We start from the raw sequence: 278 nt of genomic DNA on the forward strand, positions 1-278 counted from the left end.
GCGCAGCCGCCGGGAGCACCCCGTCGGCGTCGACCTCGTCTTGGCGGGGCGGGGAGACCGCGGTCTGCAACAGCTTGGCGAACATCCGGCCGGTCTCGGAGGCGAGCTCCCCGGACAGCGACCACATCCCGTTGTCGAGCTCGGTCACCTCCAGACGCTGCAACGACTGCTGCGACAAGCCATCGAACAACTCGGCTGATTCGGCGAGGGACGCGGCGAGTTCGGCGAGGTGGGTGTCGAGTTCGTCGAATGTCGCGTGAGCGCAGTACTGGGCGATC

The 278-nt window shown here is 68.0% G+C and carries 1 protein-coding gene; it reads right to left on the reverse strand.

Features of this window, described 5'->3' with window-relative positions:
• The coding region (locus tag L0U85_RS19820; protein ID WP_241379501.1) for a hypothetical protein at positions 1-278 on the reverse strand (278 nt) is incomplete at both ends.

Source organism: Glycomyces sp. L485 (assembly GCF_022548875.1).
In the GTDB taxonomy this organism is placed as follows: Bacteria; Actinomycetota; Actinomycetes; order Mycobacteriales; family Micromonosporaceae; genus Glycomyces.